The 17,213-nt window shown below is 65.0% G+C and carries 15 protein-coding genes and 1 riboswitch; of the genes, 4 read left to right on the top strand and 11 right to left on the bottom strand.

Annotation, left to right across the window (positions count from 1 at the left end):
* Positions 1 to 158: 158 nt before the first annotated feature.
* Complete coding sequence (gene metX, locus FYJ28_RS08130; protein WP_154578951.1) at positions 159 to 1,295, bottom strand: homoserine O-acetyltransferase MetX; 1,137 nt, start codon at positions 1,293 to 1,295, stop codon at positions 159 to 161.
* Complete coding sequence (locus FYJ28_RS08125) at positions 1,292 to 2,608, bottom strand: bifunctional o-acetylhomoserine/o-acetylserine sulfhydrylase (RefSeq protein ID WP_154578950.1); 1,317 nt, start codon at positions 2,606 to 2,608, stop codon at positions 1,292 to 1,294. Before FYJ28_RS08125 ends, metX begins: the two co-directional genes overlap by 4 nt.
* 65 nt (positions 2,609 to 2,673) lie before the next feature.
* A riboswitch (SAM riboswitch) is annotated at positions 2,674 to 2,790 on the bottom strand.
* Positions 2,791 to 2,913: 123 nt separating this feature from the next.
* Here FYJ28_RS08125 and FYJ28_RS08120 point away from each other — a divergent pair.
* Together FYJ28_RS08120 and FYJ28_RS08115 are read left to right on the top strand one after the other, a co-directional pair.
* A complete protein-coding gene (locus FYJ28_RS08120) occupies positions 2,914 to 3,555 on the top strand; it encodes a VOC family protein (RefSeq protein WP_055240381.1) in 642 nt (213 codons plus the stop codon).
* 829 nt (positions 3,556 to 4,384) lie between these two features.
* Positions 4,385 to 5,383 carry a hypothetical protein gene (locus FYJ28_RS08115; protein WP_154578948.1) on the top strand — a complete coding sequence of 333 codons (999 nt, stop codon included), beginning with the start codon at positions 4,385 to 4,387 and terminating at the stop codon, positions 5,381 to 5,383.
* A 55-nt stretch (positions 5,384 to 5,438) separates the two neighbouring features.
* Here FYJ28_RS08115 and FYJ28_RS08110 read toward each other — a convergent pair whose 3' ends face one another.
* Both FYJ28_RS08110 and FYJ28_RS08105 read right to left on the bottom strand, forming a co-directional pair.
* Complete coding sequence (locus tag FYJ28_RS08110) at positions 5,439 to 7,298, bottom strand: glycoside hydrolase family 2 protein (protein WP_154578947.1); 1,860 nt, start codon at positions 7,296 to 7,298, stop codon at positions 5,439 to 5,441.
* A 7-nt stretch (positions 7,299 to 7,305) separates the two neighbouring features.
* Positions 7,306 to 8,085, bottom strand: coding sequence for a CPBP family intramembrane glutamic endopeptidase (locus FYJ28_RS08105; RefSeq protein ID WP_154578946.1), 780 nt, complete (start codon positions 8,083 to 8,085; stop codon positions 7,306 to 7,308).
* A 152-nt stretch (positions 8,086 to 8,237) separates the two neighbouring features.
* Between FYJ28_RS08105 and hutH the strand changes: the two genes are divergently transcribed.
* Entirely contained in the window at positions 8,238 to 9,827 is a 1,590-nt protein-coding gene (gene hutH / locus FYJ28_RS08100) for a histidine ammonia-lyase (protein ID WP_154578945.1), read from the top strand.
* 10 nt (positions 9,828 to 9,837) lie between these two features.
* Complete coding sequence (locus FYJ28_RS08095) at positions 9,838 to 10,146, top strand: acylphosphatase (RefSeq protein ID WP_055240376.1); 309 nt, start codon at positions 9,838 to 9,840, stop codon at positions 10,144 to 10,146.
* Positions 10,147 to 10,355: 209 nt separating this feature from the next.
* Here FYJ28_RS08095 and FYJ28_RS08090 read toward each other — a convergent pair whose 3' ends face one another.
* The 7 genes from FYJ28_RS08090 to gatA all read right to left on the bottom strand — a co-directional run bounded on the left by FYJ28_RS08090 (position 10,356) and on the right by gatA (position 17,211).
* Positions 10,356 to 11,099, bottom strand: coding sequence for a hypothetical protein (locus FYJ28_RS08090; RefSeq protein WP_154578944.1), 744 nt, complete (start codon positions 11,097 to 11,099; stop codon positions 10,356 to 10,358).
* A 152-nt stretch (positions 11,100 to 11,251) separates the two neighbouring features.
* Positions 11,252 to 12,337, bottom strand: a complete 1,086-nt coding sequence (locus tag FYJ28_RS08085) for an NAD(P)/FAD-dependent oxidoreductase (RefSeq protein WP_326831595.1) — start codon at positions 12,335 to 12,337, stop codon at positions 11,252 to 11,254.
* Positions 12,330 to 12,587, bottom strand: coding sequence for a hypothetical protein (locus FYJ28_RS08080; protein ID WP_154578943.1), 258 nt, complete (start codon positions 12,585 to 12,587; stop codon positions 12,330 to 12,332). The genes FYJ28_RS08085 and FYJ28_RS08080 overlap by 8 nt, the downstream gene beginning before the upstream one ends.
* Positions 12,574 to 13,152, bottom strand: coding sequence for a hypothetical protein (locus FYJ28_RS08075; RefSeq protein ID WP_154578942.1), 579 nt, complete (start codon positions 13,150 to 13,152; stop codon positions 12,574 to 12,576). The genes FYJ28_RS08080 and FYJ28_RS08075 overlap by 14 nt, the downstream gene beginning before the upstream one ends.
* A 20-nt stretch (positions 13,153 to 13,172) precedes the next feature.
* A complete protein-coding gene (locus tag FYJ28_RS08070; protein WP_055240372.1) occupies positions 13,173 to 14,069 on the bottom strand; it encodes an aminoglycoside phosphotransferase family protein in 897 nt (298 codons plus the stop codon).
* Positions 14,070 to 14,191: 122 nt separating this feature from the next.
* Positions 14,192 to 15,709, bottom strand: coding sequence for an Asp-tRNA(Asn)/Glu-tRNA(Gln) amidotransferase subunit GatB (gene gatB, locus FYJ28_RS08065; RefSeq protein ID WP_154578941.1), 1,518 nt, complete (start codon positions 15,707 to 15,709; stop codon positions 14,192 to 14,194).
* Positions 15,709 to 17,211, bottom strand: a complete 1,503-nt coding sequence (gatA, locus tag FYJ28_RS08060; RefSeq protein WP_154578940.1) for an Asp-tRNA(Asn)/Glu-tRNA(Gln) amidotransferase subunit GatA — start codon at positions 17,209 to 17,211, stop codon at positions 15,709 to 15,711. The genes gatB and gatA overlap by 1 nt, the downstream gene beginning before the upstream one ends.
* Between the last annotated feature and the right edge of the window lie 2 nt (positions 17,212 to 17,213).

The following is a 17,213-nucleotide window of genomic DNA, read 5'->3' as shown; positions in this document are numbered from 1 at the left end:
CCCTCGATATCGGCGTTGGGCCCTGCCGGGATCCAGCCTGCCAGCACTGCCGAGGCGGCTGCCGTGTTCACCCCGCCGTAGAGAATCAGTCCGGCTCCACCTGCCCAGCTCAGGGCACCGTGCCGTACCGTTCATCCACTTATGGTGCGGCGCAGTTCCTAGGCGAAGAAGTCCTGCTCCAAAACTTCCCTGAGCTGCAGCACATCAGTTAGGAATCCGTCGTGGCCGATCGGGGCGCTGATGAGGTGCACGCTGTTATCCCCGGGCAGTGCCGCCGCCAGTTCAAAGGACTGCTCAGGGAAATACAGCCGGTCCGAATCCACCGCAGCTACCAGGAACTGTGACTCAGTAGCCGCGAGCGCTTCGGTAAGGCTGCCGCGCCCGCGGGCGACGTCGTGGCTCATCAGCGCCTCGGTGAGGATGACGTAGCTGTTCGCGTCGAACCGGCTGGCCAGCTTCTGACCCTGATGATCCAGATAGCTCTCCACCTGGTAACGCCCGCGTTCCGCTGGCAGTGCCGCCCCCAGCGGGTCCTCCCCCGGCTGCGGCGTCCTCCCGAAGCGGTACTGCAGCTCGGCCTCGGAGCGGTAGGTGATGTGCGCAATCCGCCGGGCCAGGCCCAGTCCGGCCAGCGGGGCACGGCCGTTGTAGTAGTCCCCGCCGTTGTAATCCGGGTCCAGCCGGATGGCTGCCACCTGGGCCTGGGCAAAGGCAATCTGCTCACCGGTGCTTGCCGCCGTCGCAGCTATCACTGCGCACCGGGCCACCCGCTCCGGCTCCGTGGCAGCCCATTCCAGTGCCCGTGCACCGCCCAGGGATCCTCCCAGGACCGTATGCCAGCGGCGGATTCCCAACTGGTCGGCCAGGCGCGCTTCGGCGTGCACGGAATCCCGGATTGTCACGAACGGGAAGCGGGATCCCCACGGAAGTCCTTCCGGGTCCGCCGACGCCGGGCCCGTGGACCCGTAGCAGCCGCCGACCATGTTGATGGAGACAACGTAGAACCTGTTGGTGTCGATGGTCCTGCCCGGGCCCACCAGCCCGTCCCACCAGCCGGGCTCGTCCGTGCTGCCCTGCGCTACGTGGGTGCTGCCGGTCAGGGCATGCGGAATCAGGACGGCGTTGGACGCGTCACTGTTCAGCGTCCCCCAGGTCTCGTAGCCAAGGACCACGTCCGGGAGCACCCCTCCCGTTTCCAGTTCAAGGTCACCGATTGGGGCATACTGCAGCACCCCGTCGAGTGTGCGGACGGAGTGCTGCGGTGCCGGCGGATAGGTGGTCACGCTGTACTTCATGCTCCCTTGGCTGCGCGGAAACCGGCGTCGAGGTCCGCGATGATGTCATCAATGTGCTCAAGTCCCACCGAGAGGCGCACCAGTCCAGGGCTCACGCCCGCTGCTGCCTGCGCCTCGGCGCCAAGCTGGCTGTGAGTGGTCGACGCCGGGTGGATCACCAGGGAGCGCACGTCTCCCACGTTCGCCACGTGGGAGTGCAGCTCCAGCGCATCGACGAAGCGTTTACCTGCCTCCACACCTCCCTCGATCTCGAAGGACACGATCGCTCCGGTTCCGCGGGGGCCGTATTTCCGGCCGCGTTCGTACCACGGGCTCGACTCAAGGCCTGCGTACGCAACTGAGATGACGTCGTCGTGCGCTTCCAGCCACTGTGCGACGGCGACGGCGTTTTCAACGTGCCGCTCCATGCGCAGGCTCAGCGTTTCCAGGCCCTGTGCCAGGAGGAAGGCGTTGAACGGGGACAGCGCGGAGCCAAGATCCCGCAGCAGCTGCACGCGGGCCTTGAGGATGTATGCCAGGTTCGCGCCCAGCACGCCGTTGGCCCCAAGATCGCGGGCGTAAACCAGGCCGTTGTAGCTCTCGTCCGGGGTGTTGAAGCCTGGAAACTTCTCCGGATCCGCACCGAAGTCGAAGTTGCCCGAGTCCACAATTGCGCCGGCGATTACCGTGCCGTGCCCGCCCAGGTACTTGGTGGCCGAATGCACCACGATGTCCGCTCCCCATTCGATGGGCCGGATCAGGTACGGCGTGGACAGGGTGCTGTCCACGATCAGCGGGATACCTGCCTCATGCGCGACGGCGGAGATCCCCTCAATGTCAAGCACGTCCTGGCGGGGGTTGGAAACAACTTCCCCGAAGAACGCCTTGGTGTTGGGACGGACCGCTTCCCGCCACTGGTCCAGGTTGTCCGGGTTGGCGACGAAGGTGACGTCGATTCCGAACTTCTTGAACGTGTGCTTGAAGAGGTTGTAGGTGCCGCCGTAGAGGCTGGGGCTGGCCACAATGTGGTCCCCGGCCTGCGCCAGGTTGAGGATCGCGTAGGTTTCGGCCGCCTGGCCCGAGGCGAGGAGGAGCGCTCCGAGTCCGCCTTCCAGGGACGCGATACGGTTCTCCACCGCTTCCTGGGTGGGGTTGCCAATCCGGGTGTAGATCGGTTCGAGCTCAGCCAGTGCGAACCGGTTTGCTGCCGCTTCGGCGCTGGGAAAGACGAAGGAGGAGGTTTGGTAGATGGGCAGGGCGCGCGCGCCGGTAACGGCGTCGGGCTCCTGACCTGCATGGATCTGGCGGGTTTCGAAGGACCAGTTGGCAGACATTGTGCTCCCTTTATGACCAGGGGCCCCACCGGGTCTGGTTCGGAGTACACCGAAGCGACACGTGTGGCCCGCGCTTGCCGGTACGCCTGTTTGCGTACGGCCAGGTCTTCACCCGGGGCACCCCACCGCGGTTGGAGGGTTGCCGGCCAGCAAGCCGGGGCTATCTGCTGGCACTCATGACCTGTACCCATAGAACCAACCCCCCAGCAGTTGCGCAACCCATATGACGCAGCATGAAAAAGACGTGTTACCGGCTTAGGCTTGCCTTAGTCGAGACACAGGTCACAACGTGCCAAGATGTTCGCATGCGCCTGGATCACGTCTCTTATGCCTGCGAATCCGACGGCCTGCTGGCCACCACGGAACGCATTGCTGCTGCCCTTCAAACCGACTTCGTCAAGGGCGGGGTGCACCCGCGCTTTGGCACCCGCAACATGATCATTCCCCTTGCCAACCACCAGTACCTTGAGGTTGTTGAGGTACTGAACCATCCGGCCTCGGACAAGGCTCCGTTTGGGCAGGCCGTGCGCGCACGCTCTGAAGCCGGCGGCGGCTGGATGGGCTGGTGTGTTGCCGTGGAAGACCTGGCTCCCTTCGAAGAACGCCTTGGCCGCTCTTCCGTTCCGGGCAACCGCAAGTTCCCCGACGGCCAGGAACTTACCTGGCGCCAGATCGGCATCAACGGACTGATTGCAGACCCGCAGGTTCCGTATATGCTCCGCTGGGATGAGGATAAGGCCGACCTGCATCCGTCCCGTGCCTTCGCTGGAACCGTCTCCCTTGAGTCGCTCACGATCGCCGGCTCTGCCGAACGTGTGACCGAGTGGCTGGGTATGCCGGTTGAGAAGCCGCTGGAATCCGTGGACGTCACCTGGGTCTCCCCCAAGGGCACCCCGGGCATCATGTCTGTCACCTTCGCTACGGAGAAGGGTCTCGTCGAGATCTAGTTCTGGGTTGATTCGCTCCGGTTTGTGACAATCGCTCCGGTACGCCGGGGACGATTTTTCCCAAACTGGAGCGTTTCCAGCATGGGTGAGGTGCTTGCCGATTTCTCTCCGCTTCGGGACATCCCTGCGATTTTGGGACACCCCTGGCACAATTTCGCTCCACTTCGGGACAACTCTGCCAGTTTGGGACAACCCTGCGCAGCGCCGCGGCAGGAAAGTCCCAAACTGGCGGGCAAGTCCCAATGTGGAGGGTTTTCGATGCGAGACCGTTTCGTGGATGCAGCCCGCAATCCCCCGAATTCGAGGACCCCTCAACACACAGCCGGTCTACGGTCTCCCCGAACTGTTTCAGAGTGCCGGGCATTGGGACGTATTTTCCGCGGGTTTTCCGTGCAAAAAGACGTTCTTCCGTTCTGAGGCTTTAGCCTGCTGTTTCGGGCTCAACGGTCATCAAATACCCGCTGCCTTGTGACTTCCCGACTGTTTCGGGCTCGCCGTCCAGCAAATACCCTCTGCTTTGAGACTTTCCCGCTGGTTCAGACATGACATGCAAGCAGATCCTTGCACTGCGGGACTTCCCTGCACCACGGGACACGTGATCAGTGCGTTTCCCTCCGCTTTGAGACTTTCCCTGCCAGTTTGGGACTTTCCTGCGCGGCGCGGCGTCAGGAAAGTCCCAAACTGGCAGGCATGTCCCAAACTGCAGGGTTTTCGGTACGACCCGGCCTTCGCTTCCGCCCACCGACTCCACCGTTTCCCCACGGCTTCGTTTTCCACAGATCGACCTTTCCAAGACCACACCCAGCTAGAAGAGCAGCATGGTTGGCGCATGTCGTTGAACTTCTTGTTTGCAGCCGAGGCGGATCTGGACGGAACGTGCCGCCGTACCCTCGCACGCAGATGCACTTCCGGCGAGCTGGTACGCCTACGACAGGGCGTTTATGTCCCGGCATCCGACTGGCGAAGCCTGGCGCCCTGGGAACGTGAACGAGTCCGGCTGGCCGCAGCTGCTCAGACCGGACAATCCCAGCGGGTCCTCATACAGCAATCAGCGGCAACGATCTGGGGCATCCCCACCGTTGGACCATCACCGGAAGTCATGTTCCTTGCACCAGCCGATACACACGGACGCAGCCGCGGAGACCTTCGGTGGGCTGAGCGTGAGCTGCTGGAGCCGGTCGCATCCATCGACGGCATAGCCGTCACGGGCAGGGCCCAGACAGCACTGGACATGGCTGCGTATCTGCCCTTTGAACACGCCGTTCCAGCTATGGACCATGTTCTCCGTCCGGACCACTGCCAGGGATTGCCGCCCCTGGAGAGGACTGCCCTGCGGGACCTCGCACAGGGGCTGCGCACCCACACCAAACGTGCCCGTGCCCGGCGTGTCATCGACTTCGCGGATGCCCGCTCCGAATCGCCCGGTGAGTCCTATTCACGGGCGTTGCTGCATCGCTATGGTTTTCCCCCACCAGAACTGCAGCGTGAGTTTCGTTCGTCTGGAGGACAGCTGCTTGGCCGAACGGATTTCTTCTGGGAGGAGCAAAATCTGGTTGGGGAATTCGACGGCGCCGTCAAGTATGGTTCTTCGGTAAACGGCGGGATACTGCAGACCCAACAGGCACTCGTAAAGGAGAAACGACGCGAGGACGCTATCCGGGCTACCGGCGTTCGATTCGTGCGCTGGATGTGGGTTGAGGCCAGCCGACCGCCAGATCATCCCGAGGGACTCGCACAGTTGCTGATTCGGGCAGGACTCCCGCGCTCACGAAGATTGGGCAAACTTGGAACAACCTCGCCACCGCCCGGCGCACGCCGGTCAGCATGACAGTGTCCTCTCTAACCTGCCGCTACGCGGTTGCGCCTATGAGGCCGCGACCCTTTCAATTTCCGGAGAAAGCACGCACCAGGTCGGCGTTGACGGCACGCACCACATTGGCGTCGAGCTTCAAGACACGGCGGTCATAGGTCACCAGGCCGTTGACCTCGTCCTCGACGTCGGTGAGCTGGGTGTACACGGTCGCAGCCAGTCCCTGCTGCAAGGCAGGCTCGATCTGGGTGCGGTGCAGCGCGGTGTATGCCCGTTCGAGTTCGGCGCTGCTGTGCAGGGTCTTGCCGTATCCGAACACCTTGTTGTTCCAGGTGTGTCCCTCCACAGGAAGACTGAAACCGCCGTATTCGGAGAGCACAATCGCCCGGGGATCACGCTGCCAGCGCCGCCGGATGCGGAACGGGACGGCGTAGACGTGCAGGCTCTTCGCGTCGCCGGCACCCTGGTCGTGCCAGCCGCTGGCATGGTCTATGCTCCGGGTGGGGTCGAGCGCGCGCAGCTCCGCAGCAATGCCCGCTGCGTCGAACTGCCCCCAGCCCTCGTTGAACGGAACCCAGACGGCGATGCTGGGAACACTCCTCAGCAGTTCGACGGCGCTGCCCATCTCCCTCCGGAACGCAGCACGTCCGACGGGGTCGCTGCGCCCGAACCTCGCATACCGCCGGTCGCTGCGGCTCCCTCTGCCGGGCAACGGCACCGGTTCCGGGGCCCGGCCTTCGCCCATTCCGCCATTGACCATGTCCTGCCAGACAAGCATGCCGATCCGGTCACAGTGGTGGTACCAGCGCAGCGGCTCGATCTTGATGTGCTTTCGCAGCATGCTGAAGCCCAGGTCCTTGGCAGTCTGGATGTCGAACACCATTGCCTCGTCCGACGGCGGCGTATAGAGGCCGTCGGGCCAATAGCCCTGGTCCAGCAGGCCAGCGTGCAGGTATGGCTTGCCGTTCAGCAGCAACCGCTGGTGCCCGGCCGAATCAGGTCCGGTCCCAAACGTCCGCAGGCCGAAGTATGACTGAACCTCGTCGGTGCCCAGTCGGACCCGTACGTCGTACAGGAATGGATCCTCCGGACTCCACAGCCGAGGGTCCGGCAGGGCCAGCCGTATGGGTTCCCCGGGAATGTACGCGGCCGCTGCCACAGCGACCCCGTCGGCATAGACCGTCACTTGGGCAGGCAGGTCGCGGACCGCTTTGTCAGAGTCGAACGCACCGCCGCCCGCAGCACCCCTCGCGGCGCCAGACTCGACGTCGGCACCGTCCACAGCACCAGCTTCCCGGGCACTACCGCCTGCAACCACAGTGATTTCGACGCCGTCAAGGGAGTCCAGCGGCGTGATCACCACGTCGCGGATCCAGGTCTGCGGGACCTTCTCCAGCCACACGGTCTGCCATATACCCGACTGCGCCGTGTACCAGATGCCTCCGCGTTCCAGCTTCTGTTTGCCGCGGGAAGCCCCGTTGGTGTCAGTGCCGTCCAGCACCCGCACCACAAGCTCCTGCTGACCTGCCCCCAGCAGGCCGGTGACATCGAAGGCGAAGGGGAGATAGCCGCCGTCGTGCGTTCCTGCTTCCTGCCCGTTGACGTAGACCGCGCAGCTCTGGTCAACCGCCCCGAAATGCAGCATGACCCGTTCCCCCGGTCCGTCCGGGAGGGCGAACGTCCGCCGGTACCAGAGGGCATCGCCCGGCTGGAGCTGGCGTTCGACGCCGGAGAGCGACGCCTCGGGCGAGAACGGCACCAGGATCTTTCCGTCCCAGTCCTCCGGCTCAGCGGTCCGGGAAGCGGAGGTGAAGGCGTAGTCCCAGTAACCGTTGAGGTTGGTCCAGCCGCTACGAACCAGCTGGGGCCGCGGGTATTCGGGCAGCACGTTCTCCGGGTCCAGGGCTTCGCCCCAGGGTGTCAGCAATGGCATGTAGGGGTTAGTCTCCAATTCCAATGGCGGATCCGAAGAGCGCGAACCCGACAAATCCTGCAATATCAACTAGCGCATGGGCGATGACCAAAGGCATCACGCGCTTGGTTTTGTAGTAGGCGTACCCGAAGAGCAGTCCCATCAGGAAATTGCCAGTCCCGGGACCGATGCCCTGGTACAGGTGGTAGCTGGCCCGGATCAGGGCGCTGGTCAGAATCATGGCGGGTACGGACCATCCCAGCGCGCGCAGCCGGGTGAACAGGTATCCGACCACAATGACCTCTTCGAGGACCGCATGGCGCATCGCGGACAACACCAGGACCGGAAGGGTCCACCAGTACGTGTCCAGGGCCGCCGGGACGATGGCCGTGGTGATGCCCATTGCCCGTCCTGCGGCGTAAACGCCCAATGTCCCGACGCCGATGACGGCCGCGAGTGCGAAGCCGAGCCCAAAGTCCAGCAACGGCCGGGAGAAGGTGAAGCCGATCCGCCGGAACGCTGAGCGCCCCGGTTCGGTCAGCAGAAACAGGACCAGCGCCACCGGGACCAGCGAAAAGAAGATGCCCAGCAGCTGGTAGACGAGGTCAAAGAGAGGGCTGTCATCCAGCACCGGGTTAAGCGTGGTGGTCTGTCCCTGCAGCGGCCCCTGTGTCATCTTGTCCAAGAGGCGCACGACGGCGTACACGCCCGACTGCCCCAGGGACAGTCCCAGTACGATCAGGATTTCGACTTTGAGCCTGCGCCGCGTCCCGGCGTCGGGCACGGAGTCAGCAGAGGCGGAGGGCATGTGCCTATTGTGCCTGATCGAGTTCCCGGGCCGCTGGCCCCGCACTTGCGGTTAACCGCCGAGTGCATTTCACTGATTGAAATGCCAATACCACTGTGCGGCATTTCAGCGTACGGCGCTGAGCGTCGGCAGCGAACAGACAGGAAGATGTCTTGGTTCTTTTTTCTCAGGATTCCGCTCCGGGGACAGCCCTGACCGTGAACATCGGCACCGGGCCACTGGACCCGGAAGCCGTCCTTGCCGTCGCCCGGCAGAACGCTCCGGTCGCCCTCACCTCCGAAGTTCTGGCAGCGATGGAGTCATCCCGGTCCGTCATCGAGTCACTGGCCGCTGATTCAAAACCCCACTATGGCGTCTCCACGGGCTTCGGGGCACTGGCCACCAAACAGATTCCCGCCAGCCAGCGGACTGCACTCCAGCGGTCCCTGGTCCGCAGCCACGCGGCGTCGTCCGGACAGGAAGTGGACCGCGAGGTAGTCCGTGCGCTGATGCTCGGCCGCCTGGCAACCCTTGCGACAGGGCGGACCGGAGTGCGTCCCGCGGTTGCCCAGGCCTACGCCGGCCTACTCAACGCGGGAGTGACTCCGATCATCGGTGAATACGGTTCGCTCGGCTGCTCCGGTGACCTGGCGCCTCTCTCCCACTGTGCCCTGGCCCTGATGGGCGAGGGACGGGTGCGCGACGCCGACGGGCGGGAACAGGACGCAGCCGAGGCCCTGATGTCGGCTGGCCTGGAACCCCTGGAGCTGCAGGAGAAGGAGGGCCTTGCGCTGATCAACGGCACGGACGGCATGCTGGGAATGCTCACCATGGCCATCGCGGACCTGCACCGTCTGCTGACCATCGCGGACGTTGCCGCCGCCATGAGTGTTGAAGGACTCCTGGGAACCGACGCAGTTTTCGCCGCTGACCTCCAGGCCCTGCGCCCGCAGCCCGGTCAGGCCGAATCCGCAGCGAACATCCGTGCCGTGCTGCATGGGTCAGTCCTGGTGGAGGAACAGAAGACCGGAACCTTTACCCGGGTCCAGGATGCCTATTCGCTGCGCTGTGCGCCCCAGGTTCACGGGGCGGCCCGGTCTACCCTGGCCCATGCCGAGCATGTTGCAGCCTGTGAGCGTGCCTCCGCTGTGGACAATCCCGTTGTGACCGTCGACGGACGGGTGGAGTCAAACGGCAACTTCCACGGAGCTCCCGTGGGCTACGTCCTGGATTTCCTGGCCATCGCCGTTGCGGACGTTGCTTCCATGAGCGAACGGCGCACTGACCGGTTCCTGGACCGCAACCGCAGCCACGGCCTTAACGCTTTCCTGGCCGACGATCCCGGCGTTGATTCCGGCCACATGATTGCGCAGTACACCCAGGCCGGCATTGTCTCGGAACTCAAGCGGCTGGCCGTCCCCGCCTCCGTGGATTCAATCCCGTCCTCTGCCATGCAGGAAGACCACGTCTCCATGGGATGGGCAGCGGGATTGAAGCTCCGCCGGGCCCTGGACGGGCTGGCCCGGGTTCTGGCAGTGGAGGTGCTCACCTCCGCACGGGCACTGGACATGCGCGACGGCGGTCTGGCCACTTCGCGCAGCGCTCCGGTCTCGACGGCGGTGCGGACCGCGGTGCGTTCCGTAGTGCAGGGGCCTGGCCCCGACCGTTACCTTGCCCCCGAGATTGAAGCCGTCTACCGGCTGGTGGCCGGCGGAGCGTTGCTGGACGCAGCCAACGGTGTGCTGGAAGAGCCGCTGCACTAGGCTTCGGGACATGAATTCACCGCAGAGCCCGTCAGGCAGCGCCAGGGACCAGATCCGGGTTACCGCCCGTGTAAGCGGTCTGGTTCAGGGCGTGGGGTTTCGGTACCGGGTGATGCGCCAGGCGCTGAAGCTGGGGCTGACAGGAACTGTCATCAACCAGGCCGACGGCTCCGTGGCAATTACAGCTGAGGGCCTGCCGTCAGCCCTGGACGGACTCATGGAATGGGTTCGTTCACCTTCTGCGCCCGGAGCCGTTGAGAACGTGGAGGAACGCCACTCCCCCGCCACCGGTGAGTTCAACGGGTTCGACGCCGGCTAATCCCAAGGTTTCACAAAAACGAGTCCAGACATGAAGAACGCCGGCAGACTGTGGGTTGGTTGGGGGGAACAACCCTAGTCTGCCGGCGCCGGATAGTTCACTACGCTATCCATTCATCACTCGCACCCTTATGAGGTACTAACTACGTTAGGACAGCGGTCTGGAAAGCTCCTGTCAGCAAGCTGGCAACTCCCTGAGAGTGAGACCGGCTAAGCCGCCCGCTTCAGTCCAGACTCCGCCTGCTTGGCCGGCCGCTGGTGGTGGACACCAGTCCCCGGCTTGATCTGGCGCGGCTTGCTGCCCTTTTTCTTTTTGGCAGCTGCCTTCTTGTTCACCACAGATTTGCTCACGGTCGGATGGCCGGCCTGCGGACGGCCGGCGGCCGGCTTGTTTGCCTTTGCCTCAACGGACGCAGCCTTGCCAGCCTGCTGGCTCACGCCTGGCTTGACCGTCTTGGCCTGAACAGGTGCTGCCTTGGCGGCCGGACGGCTCACATCGGGCTTGCTGAGGGGCTTGTGCGCAGCCGGAGCGGACTCCTCCTGAGCAGCAGAGTCCAGTCCGGCAGGGGCCGGCGCCGCCGCCGGCCAGGCTGATGCCGGACGGCTGCCGGACCAGGACGGGGCCAGTGCAAACTTCAGTTCTTCTGCCGCGAACCGCGTCGCGTCCACGAAGACAGCGGCGGCGTGGTCCTGCGGGGCATTTTCGGTCCGGCGGACAGCGGAGCGCTTCACCAGCCGGTACAGGGCTGAAGCGACCACCAGGATGGCCACGCCGGTGCCGTACATCAGGGCAAGGGACAGGGCCAGGGAAGTCGTGCCGCCGGAAAACGAACCATAGCCAGCGACCGCCAGGACCAGCCACACAACGCTCACGGCGGTGATCACGGAACGGGCTTTGACGTAGAAGGGACGCTGCTGCACACCGGCGAACTGCGGCGGCAATATTTCTGGCACTGACGAAACCTCTCAAAAGCACAAACAGCAGGGCTGGAATGGGAAAATGGCCGGAGCCGCCCTGCCCTACAACTCTAGGTTTAGGTGCGTCCTGCTTTGACCATTCACAGGCCGTTTCACCGATTCGTTACACCGTGAAGATGAGATTTTCGTCACAGTCCCGTACGGGCCGGAGAAAGGGCCCCGGAGACGTCCAAAACCGGGTCCCGGCCGAGCAGCCGTGCAGCTGCAAATTCAGCAATTCCCGAAGAGGTTTGGAAGCCGTAGCCACCCTGCCCGGCGAGCCAGTAGAACCCGGGAACGGCGTCGTCGAACCCCACAACGGGCAGTCCGTCCGCTGCCTCAGTCCGCAGCCCGGTCCAGGCCCGGACGGTACGTCCAAGCTCCAGCCCGGTCAGGGAATTGACCAGGGAGATGAGCTCGGCAATGTCCTCGGGCCGGTGCCGGGCGTCCTCAGCGGGACTGGGTACGGCTTCGGACGGCGAGATCAGCACTCCCTCGAGGTCCGGCCGGTAATAGAAGGTGTCTTCCGCGCTGGCGACCATCGGACCGTCTGCGGCGGGCGGGTTGCCTGCCTCCACAATTGCTGCTGTCCGGCGGTAGGGCTGCAGCCCGCGTTCCCGGACGCCGAAGAGCGCGGCGACCGGGTCGGCCCAAGCTCCTGCAGCATTGACCACTATTTCTGCCGTGAAGGACTCTCCGCCGGCGGTGACGGTCCACAGACCGTCACCGGTCCGGCTGGCAGAGTCCACGCGGCGTCCCGTGAGGATGCGTCCGCCGGAGGATTCGATCCGGGCGCGGTGCCAGTCCAGCAGGATGTCGGTGTTGCAGGAGACAGAGGTGGTGTCCAGTCCTGCGGCTTCGAAGGTTCCGGTGCCCAGTTCCGGAGCAAGTGCCGCTGCCTCCGCGATGGTCACGGGGTACATGTGCCCGCTGGCACGGTCACGCACGTCTTCTTCGGTGCCCACAAGCATAAAGGCCCGCGGTACCAGGATCGGTTCGGGAAGGTCTGCCTCGAGTTCACGGATCAGGGCCAGCGTTCTCACGGTCAGGTCCTGCACAGCCGGCGGCCCGTAGCTGGGAATGAGCTGCCGCGCGGAGCGTGATGAGGTGTGGTAACCGAGTTCATTCTCGGCTTCAAGGAGTATGACGCCGGTGTCCCCGGCGATGCGGGAGGCGAGGGACAGCCCGGCTATGCCTCCGCCAATAACCAGGACCGGAGTTTTGGCCTTATGCACCGGGCACCACCGTCAGGATGGTGGCGTCGTCGGCTTTTTCCCCTACTGCCGCCTGCCGCTCGCGCAGTTCAAGCAGCAGCTGCTGCGCACCGAGGGGAGTCGAGGCGGCCCGGAGGAAGCTGCAGGGACTGTCCACCAGGCCCAGGTCCACAGCACGCCACGCGCCGTCGGATGCCAGCACCACCCGGCGCGGCGCAGGCAGCCGCACCAAATGGGCGTGCTGTACCGCTTCCGGTTCACGCCGGGCCACCCACAGCCTTCCCGGGGTGTTGCGCAGCTCCCGGTCGCGGCGCAGAAGTTCCCGCGCCTGGTCCGGATCGGCCGGGCGTTCGGTCCGGATCGGCCGGGCGTTCGCGGTGGACCCGAAGGTCTGCAGGTTCACTCGTCACATGCACCACGGATGTATCCTCCAGTTCCACCGCCACATGGCAGTCCGCTAGTACCAGCACTTCAACTCCGTTCCCGGTGAGCTGTGCCAGGGCCAGGGCAGCGCTGGGAAAACGGGTGCGTTCGCTGCCGGCCTGTTCCTCTGCCACCCTATCCACCCTGCGGAGTGCTTCGGCCAGCACACCGCCGGCTGCCGAACCAGTGTCTGCCGGGCCAGTCACCGCTGCGGCGCTCTCCGCCAACAGCAGGTCCAGTGTCCGCGCGTACCAGGAAGGATTGGACGCCCCGGGCAGGTCCAGCTCCGGAAGCAGCGAGGTAGCGCCGTCGATCACCCAGGCACTCGATGCTGAAAACCCGCAGCTGTCCTCTGTGACGTGCCCGTCGCCTTCAGTCTGGACGCGGACGGAGTGTCTCCAGGAGATGGGCATAGCTCATTCTGGCACGGCCCCTACAGCCAGGAGAGATCGTCGGTAAGGATCTCCATGAGAGTCTCCGATCCCACCAGGTACAGGCCTGGATGGCGCTGAGCACCGGCCAGCAGGTTCGAAGCCACGCACAGCGCCCAGCCGCGGGCCCGCAGCCAGACGAAGGGATCGCCGTCGTACTGCGTTCCCAGTGCACTGCGGAAGGACCGCCTCCCTGCCGCGTCAAAAACCAGCCAGGCAGCGGCAAGGTCTGCTGCCGGGTCCCCTGCAGTGAGATCTCCGAAATCGATGATGGCCTGGAGCGTTCCGTCCCTGGCGATCAGGTTGGCGGGGTGCAGGTCCCCATGCAGCCAGAGCGGCACCGAATTCCAGCCCGGCAGCTGCACTGCTTCAGCCCACAGTTCCCCGATGCGGGCGGCACGCGGGACCATCCCGGCGTGAAGGCGCTCCTGGACCGCTTCGTCCCTCGACAGGAGTGGCCCGCCAACCACCGGGTTGCGCGGGTAATCCTGGGGTGCCGGCCGGTGAAAGGCATTCAGGAACTCTGCGAGCGGTCTGGCCAGGGATTCGTTGCGGTCCCGCGGCTGCAGGGAGACGTCCAGGCCATCGAACCAGGCGCTGACGGTCCATGGATAGGGATAAGACTCCTCCGGCACACCCGCGTAGACCGGGGTTGAGGTGTCCGTCTGCAGTCCGGCGGTCAGCGCAGGCAGCCACTGCTGCTCCTTGGCCATCAGGGCGGCGGCGTCTTCCCGCCGGGGCAGGCGCACGGCGTGCTCCCCGCCCAGCCTGAAAACGTGGTTGACCCATCCGTCGCCCACCTCAAGGAGAGGGAGGTCGGCCAGGTGCGGCTGCTGGTTCTGCAGCAGGCCGCGCACCAGGCCCGCATCCACCCTGAGCTGGGACGGAACGCCGGGCATGCCAGCACCCTACCCCGGTGCCGTGGGTTCCGGGAGGGGTATTAACGCCGGGCGGCCCCGTTCCGGTGCATCAGGCCGCATGGGCCGTCAGCACCGGGCCGGGGCCGGCACGGTGGAGAGCGTTAGGCGGAGACGCCCAGACGTTCCAGGATCAGCTCACGAACGCGGCCGGCGTCGGCCTGTCCGCGGGTTGCCTTCATAACGCCGCCGACGATCGCGCCCACAGCCTGGATCTTGCCGCCGCGGATCTTGTCCGCGACATCCGGCGCTGCTGCCAGGGCGGCATCGATGGCTTCGAGCAGGGCACCGTCGTCGGAAACGACGGCGAGGCCGCGCTTCTCAATGACTTCCTCCGGAGTGCCTTCGCCGGCGAGCACGCCGTCGAGCACCTGGCGGGCCAGCTTGTCATTGATCTTGCCGGCCTGGACCAGGCGGTCCAGTTCAACGATCAGTTCCGGGGTGACGCCGGTATCCACCGGATCCACTTCGGCTTCCTTGGCGCGGCGGGCAACTTCACCCATCCACCACTTGCGTGCCACCTGGGCGGAGGCACCGGCTGCGATGGTCTCCTCGATGGCTTCCATGACGCCGGCGTTGACCACATCGCGGAACTCGGGGTCGGAGTATCCCCAGTCGGCCTTGAGCCGCTTGCGGCGCTCGGCCGGCGGCTCGGGCAGGCGGGAGCGCAGCTCCTCGATCCACTCTTCGGTGGTGACCACGGGCAGCAGGTCGGGTTCCGGGAAGTACCGGTAGTCATCGGCGTCGGACTTGGGCCGGCCCGAAGTGGTGGACCGCGTGTCCTCGTGCCAGTGACGGGTTTCCTGGACAACCTTCTCACCGGAGTCCAGCACGGCAGCATGCCGCTGGATTTCGAAGCGGACGGCGCGTTCGACGGCGCGCAGCGAGTTCACGTTCTTGGTCTCGGAGCGGGTGCCGAACTTTTCCTGGCCGTGCGGGCGCAGCGAGACGTTGGCATCGCAGCGGACGTTGCCGCGTTCCATCTTGGCGTCGGAGACACCGAGGTTCTTCACGATTTCCCGGATGGCTGCCACGTAGGCCTTGGCGAGTTCGGGTGCGCGGGAACCGGCGCCCTCGATCGGCTTGGTGACGATTTCCACCAGCGGAACACCGGCTCGGTTGTAGTCCACCAGGGAGAAGTCGGCGCCCTGGATGCGTCCGGCAGCGCCGCCCATGTGGGTGAGCTTTCCGGCGTCCTCTTCCATGTGCGCGCGTTCGATCTCGACGCGGAACACGGTTCCGTCCTCCAGCTCAACGTCCAGCCAGCCGTCGTACGCAATGGGGTCTTCGTACTGGGAGGTCTGGAAGTTCTTGGGGGTGTCCGGGTAGAAGTACTGCTTCCGGGCAAAGGTGCAGGATTCGGCGATCTTGCAGTTCAGCGCCAGGCCGATCAGGATCGAGTACTCCACTGCCTTCTTGTTGACCACCGGCAGCACGCCGGGCAGGCCAAGGTCCACGGGGGTGACGTTGGTGTTCGGCACATCACCGAACTCGTTCGGGGCGTCGGAGAACATCTTGGTCTTGGTGTTGAGCTCCACGTGGACCTCGAACCCGAGTACCGGATCGTACTTCTCCATGGCCTCGTCAAAAGGCACGGTTTCTTCCATGGTGTGCACGGACATTACTTCACTCCTCCGAGTACGGGTGCCGAGGCCAGCAGCGGGCCGCCCCACTTCTGCTCCAGCAGGCCTTCAAGTGCCGCACCGGCACGGTAGAGGCGCACGTCTTCACGGGCGGGTGCCAGGAACTGGATGCCAACCGGCAGCCCGTCGGCCAGGCCGCCGGGGATGGAGATGCCGGGAACGCCGGCCATGTTGGCCGGAATGGTGGCGACGTCGTTCAGGTACATGGCCAGCGGATCATCCAGCTTTTCGCCGAGCTTGAACGCGGTGTTCGGCGAGGTCGGGGAGATGAGCACGTCAGCCTGCGCAAACGCGGCGTTGAAGTCGCGCTGGATCAGGGTGCGGACCTTCTGGGCCGAGCCGTAGTAGGCGTCGTAGTAGCCGGCGGAGAGGGCGTAGGTGCCCAGGATGATGCGGCGCTTGACCTCGTCGCCGAAACCGGCGGCGCGGGTGGCGCCCATAACGCGCTCAATGGTGAGCGGCGGGTCGGCGGGCAGGCGGCGCATGCCATAGCGGACGCCGTCGTACTTCGCCAGGTTGGAGGAGGCCTCCGAAGGCATGATCAGGTAGTAGGCACCCAGGGCGTACTTGAAGTTGGGGCAGGAAACCTCAACGATCTCCGCTCCGGCGTCCTTCAGCAGCTCCAGGGACTCGTTGAAGCGCGCCTGTACACCGGGCTGGTAACCCTCGCCCTGCAGTTCCTTGATAACGCCGATGCGCATCCCGGCCACACTGCCGTTGCGGGCAGCTTCCGCCAGGTTTCCAACGGGATCGGTCAGGGAAGTGGAGTCACGCGGGTCGTGTCCGCCGATGACTTCCTGCAGCAGGGCAGCGTCCAGCACAGTCCGGGAGACCGGGCCGATTTGGTCCAGCGAGGAGGCCATGGCGATCGCACCGTAGCGGGAGACCCCGCCGTAGGTGGGCTTCACACCCACGGAACCGGTGACGGATGCCGGCTGGCGGATGGACCCGCCAGTGTCGGTGCCCAGAGCAAGAGGCGCTTCGAATGCGGCAACGGCTGCTGCCGAACCGCCGCCGGAGCCGCCGGGAATGCGGTCCAGGTCCCACGGGTTGCGGGTGGGACCGTAGGCGGAGTGCTCAGTGGAGGAGCCCATGGCGAACTCATCCAGGTTGGTCTTTCCAAGCATCGGCATGCGGGCGGCACGGATACGGGAGATCACCGTTGCGTCGTACGGGCTCATCCAGCCCTCGAGCATCTTCGAACCCGCCGTGGTGGGCTGGCCGACCGTGACGATCAGGTCCTTGATGGCAATCGGAACGCCGGCCAGGGTGTGCAGTTCTTCACCGGCGGCACGTGCCTTGTCCACACCGGCGGCAACTTCCAGCGCCTCATCCGTGTTGACGTGCAGGAACGCGTTGATCTCGCCGTCGACTTCAGCGATCCGGTCCAGGTGGGCCTGGGTGACTTCGACTGCGGATACTTCGCGGGAGGCCAGCTTGTCTGCCAATTCGGCAGCGCTGGAGGTAATCAGTTCACTCATGG

Source organism: Arthrobacter sp. BL-252-APC-1A, assembly GCF_009696625.1.
Taxonomy (GTDB): Bacteria; Actinomycetota; Actinomycetes; order Actinomycetales; family Micrococcaceae; genus Arthrobacter_B.
This window is presented reverse-complemented; position numbering and strand designations above follow the sequence as displayed.